We start from the raw sequence: 4,073 nt of genomic DNA, 5'->3' as shown, positions 1-4,073 counted from the left end.
GAGCCGTCCATCAACACTATCAGGATGTCCGCACCACGGTGGAGTTGATAGATGTATTCGATAAGGGGTTGCTGAAGCAGGCCCAGGAGGCTTTGCGGCTTGCGCAGTTCAGTTTCCAGCAGGGAGCGTCCAGCTTACTGGAAGTATTCGATGCCCAACGCGTGCAGCGGCAGATCTTAGTGGACTATGCTCAAGCACGGCACGACCTCTCTGTCTCGCTGGCTCGGCTTGAACAGGCGGTAGGGGGGACATTGTGAAAAGATCAATCGAGTCAGTGCGGGCTCCATCGTTACCCATCAGGCGAGGCGCGCTGGGTCTCCTGTTCTGTTTGATCGTGATGGAATCAGGCTGCGATGGGACCCCGAGCGATGTGGTGGCGAGCAAATCGCCTGTGGCAATCTCGGCTCCAGGTCTCATTACGTTGTCGACAGAAGAATCGTCACGCGTGGGACTGATGGTCCAACCAGTGACGCGCAGTGACTTTCGAACGCACCGGGATTTTCCTGCGAGCGTTCAACCCAATCAACGGAACATGGCGGAGATCACGACGCTGGTTCGCGGGCGAGTGGTCGAAGTGTATGCAGAACTCGGGCAAGAAGTGAAAGCCAATGCTTCCCTGGCCATCATCTACAGCAGCGAGCTCGGGCTGGCCCAATCTGCCTATCTCAAGGCCAAGGCCAAGCTCCACGTCGCCGAGCAGGCATACAGCCGAGCTCAATTTCTCCTGCGGGAGCAGGTCATTGGCGAGGCAGAAGCCCAACGCCGACAGGCCGATCTCTTGAGCACTCAGGCGGAGGCCCATGAGTCGCGTGATCGGCTGAAGTTGCTCGGCATGGATGAGGGAGAGTTCAGCCGTCTCGACCGCAGTCGACAGATTCGATCCGTCGTGCCGATCGTGGCACCCTTCGCCGGCCGTATCATCGGACGCAAGTTGACGCGAGGTGAAGTGGTCGAGACCACGGAGAATCTGTTCGTGATCGCGGATCTTTCGGAAGTCTGGGTTCAAGCCAATATTCCGGAGAAGGACATTCCGTTCGTCCATGCTATCCATGCGTCGGGCGGTACCCAGGAAGTGCGGATCAACGCCTATCCGAAAGACGTGTTCAAAGGCACAATTGCCTACGTCGCCGATGTGTTGGATCCTGTCACGCGCACCATGCAGCTCAGAATTGAATTGCCCAATCGGGATGGGCGGCTCAAGCCGGAAATGTTCGCCACGATTCGACTCTTTTCCGACGCACAGCCCGATCAACTGGCGGTGCCGGAAGCCGCGTTGCAACGCGATCAGGGACGCACCTTCGTCTTCGTGCAACGCGCCGCAAACGAGTATGAGTTGCGGGAAGTGCACATCGGCGAATCCAATGGGACGGTCACCGCCATCCTTGGCGGCCTGAACGAAGGAGAACCGGTCGTGACGAACGGCGCGTTTGTCTTGAAGTCCGAGTTGCTGAAGAAACCCGTCTGATGGTCTCCCGCCTCCTCGACATTTCCTTGCGTCAACGGATGCTCATCATCATCAGCGCGCTCATGATCGGAGCCGGAGGGATCTATGCCTTTCGGACCATTCCGATCGATGCCTTTCCCGATGTGACCAGCATTCTGGTACAGGTCGTGACGAAGGCCCCCGGTCTCTCTCCGGCCGAAGTCGAACGTCTGGTGACCTATCCGCTCGAGCTGCAGCTCACTGGGGTGCCGTCTCTCACGGAAATGCGTTCCCTCACGAAAGTCGGTCTGTCGCTCATTACGATCGTGTTTGACGATTCCATGGACATCAACCTGGCTCGCCAACTGGTCCTCGAACGACTGCTTGAAGTGGAGGAACAGCTTCCGTCCGGCGCGGAACCGATGCTGGTGCCGAACAGCACGGGCTTGGGCGAGGTATTTCAATATTATCTGGAGAAGCCGCAAGGTTCCGTTGTGAAAGCCGACGCGGAGCAACAGAGCTTGATCGAACAGCGGACGATTCAAGATTGGGTGATCCGGCCTCTGCTGAAAAGTACACCGGAGGTCATCGACGTCAATTCGATGGGCGGGTACGTCAAACAGTATCAGGTATTGGTCGAGCCGGGCATGCTGCGGAAATACAGTCTGACGCTTCGCGAGGTGTTCGATGCGGTGGCGAGAAATAACGCCAACGCCGGCGGAAATATTCTGGAAAAACATGCCGAGAAGTACATCGTGCGCGGGATCGGGTTGATCCGCTCGCTTCAGGACATTGAACGTATCGTGGTCAAGGAAACCGGTGGAACGCCGGTCTATGTCTCCGACGTGGCGCAAGTCGTGATCGGCCATGCCGTCAGGCATGGGGCGACGGTTCTGAACGGAGATCGCGAAGTGGTCAGCGGGATCGTGCTCATGTTGCGGGGCGGTAACGCTCGGGATGTTGTCGGAGGTCTCAAGGCTCGTATTAACGATATTCACGAGAAAAATCTGTTGCCCGACGGAATGCGCATCGTGCCGTTTTACGACCGTATCGAACTGATCACCGAAGCGTTGAATACGGTCTACAAGTCGCTGGGGGAAGGCGTCGTGCTCGTGATCGTCGTCTTATTCCTCTTTCTTGGGAACATTCGCAGCGCCTTGATCGTCGTCGGCACGCTGGTGTTGGCGCCGCTGGCCACATTTATCGTCATGGGGCAAATCGGGCTGACCGCCAATCTGATGTCGCTCGGAGGACTGGCGATCGCGATCGGTATGATCGTCGATGGATCGGTCGTCGTGGTGGAGAACGTCTATCGTCATCTTTCGCACCATTCTGCCGCCACCATTCCCAGGCTGCAACTCGTCACGAATGCGGTGAAGGAAGTCGGACAACCGGTGGTGTTCGGCATTCTCATCATTATTCTTGTTTTCCTGCCCCTTCTGTCTCTGCAAGGAATGGAAGGGAAGATGTTCAAGCCGCTTGCCTATACCATCATGATCGCGCTGATGGTGTCGCTGGTGTTGTCGCTGACGCTATCGCCTGTTCTTTGTTCCTTGGCGCTCAAACAAGGCAGTGAGGAAGATCCATGGATCGTTCGGCACGCCAAGGGCATCTATGCGCCGGCGCTTCGATGGGCCCTTGGACATCGAACCGCCGTGCTGGTGATGGCCATCGGCGCATTGATCGGGGCGCTCGCGTTGGTTCCATCACTGGGGACCGAATTTATTCCAATTCTCAACGAAGGATCGGTCGCTCCTCAAACCATTCGTCTGCCGAGCGTGTCCCTTCCCGCCTCCATCGAGATTGAAAAACGCATGCAGCAGGCGATCATGGAATTTCCGGAAGTCGAAATGGTGGTCTCCAAGATCGGCCGAACTGAATTGGGGAATGATCCTCAGGAGCCGAACGAGAGCGATCCGGTCGTCCGGCTTCGTCCTCTGGATCAATGGACTACAGCAAAGACTATGCCGGAGCTGATGCAGAAGTTCCGTGAGCGTTTGACAAGCGTTTCCGGAGCCACGTTTCTTATCAGTCAGCCGATCCAACAACGGGTCGATGAGTTGATTTCCGGTGTCCGGTCGGAAGCCACCGTCAAACTGTTCGGAGACGATCTGGAGGTCCTGCGGAGCAAAGCGGACGAGATCGCCGGCTTGCTCGGAACGGTGCGCGGCGTGCGGGACATCAAGGTGGAGCAGCTCTTCGGACAACCGTATCTCACCATCGATATCGACCGGAGCAAAATCGCACGACACGGGATCAACGTGGCCGATGTGCGTGAGATCATCACCACGGCGATCGGCGGTCAAGCCGCCACCCGTGTGTACGAGGGGCAGCAGCGGTTCGACCTGTTTGTCCGTTTCCCCGAACAATACCGCGACAGCGTTGAAACCATCAGCAACATACTGCTCAGCGATGGATCCGGGGCGCTCATCCCGCTGGCCGATCTGGGAACCGTGCAGTTGGAGGAAGGACCGGGCCGCATCAGCCGGGAACGGCTCCAGCGATATGTTTCGATCGGGTTCAACACCATGGGGCGCGACATCGGCAGTCTGGTCGCAGAAGCTCAGCAGAAGATTGCCGCGCATGTGGTGTTGCCGACCGGGTACACGGTCGCGTGGGGCGGATCCTTTGAGAACATGGAGCGGGCCAA

Annotated in this window: 3 protein-coding genes; all 3 read left to right on the top strand. The window is 57.6% G+C overall.

Annotated features, from left to right (window positions below):
• Positions 1–257: TolC family protein (locus ACOSYY_RS05430; protein ID WP_421661248.1), on the top strand; the 257-nt coding region annotated here is incomplete at its 5' end.
• On the top strand, positions 254–1,465 hold the full coding sequence (locus ACOSYY_RS05425; protein WP_421661247.1) for an efflux RND transporter periplasmic adaptor subunit: 1,212 nt from the start codon (positions 254–256) through the stop codon (positions 1,463–1,465). The genes ACOSYY_RS05430 and ACOSYY_RS05425, both read left to right, overlap by 4 nt.
• Positions 1,465–4,073: efflux RND transporter permease subunit (locus tag ACOSYY_RS05420; protein ID WP_421661246.1), on the top strand; the 2,609-nt coding region annotated here is incomplete at its 3' end. The genes ACOSYY_RS05425 and ACOSYY_RS05420, both read left to right, overlap by 1 nt.

The sequence above is a fragment of the Nitrospira sp. BLG_2 genome (assembly GCF_049222245.1).
The sequence above is the reverse complement of the archived record's forward strand: the minus strand, read 5'-3'. Positions and strand labels throughout refer to the sequence as shown.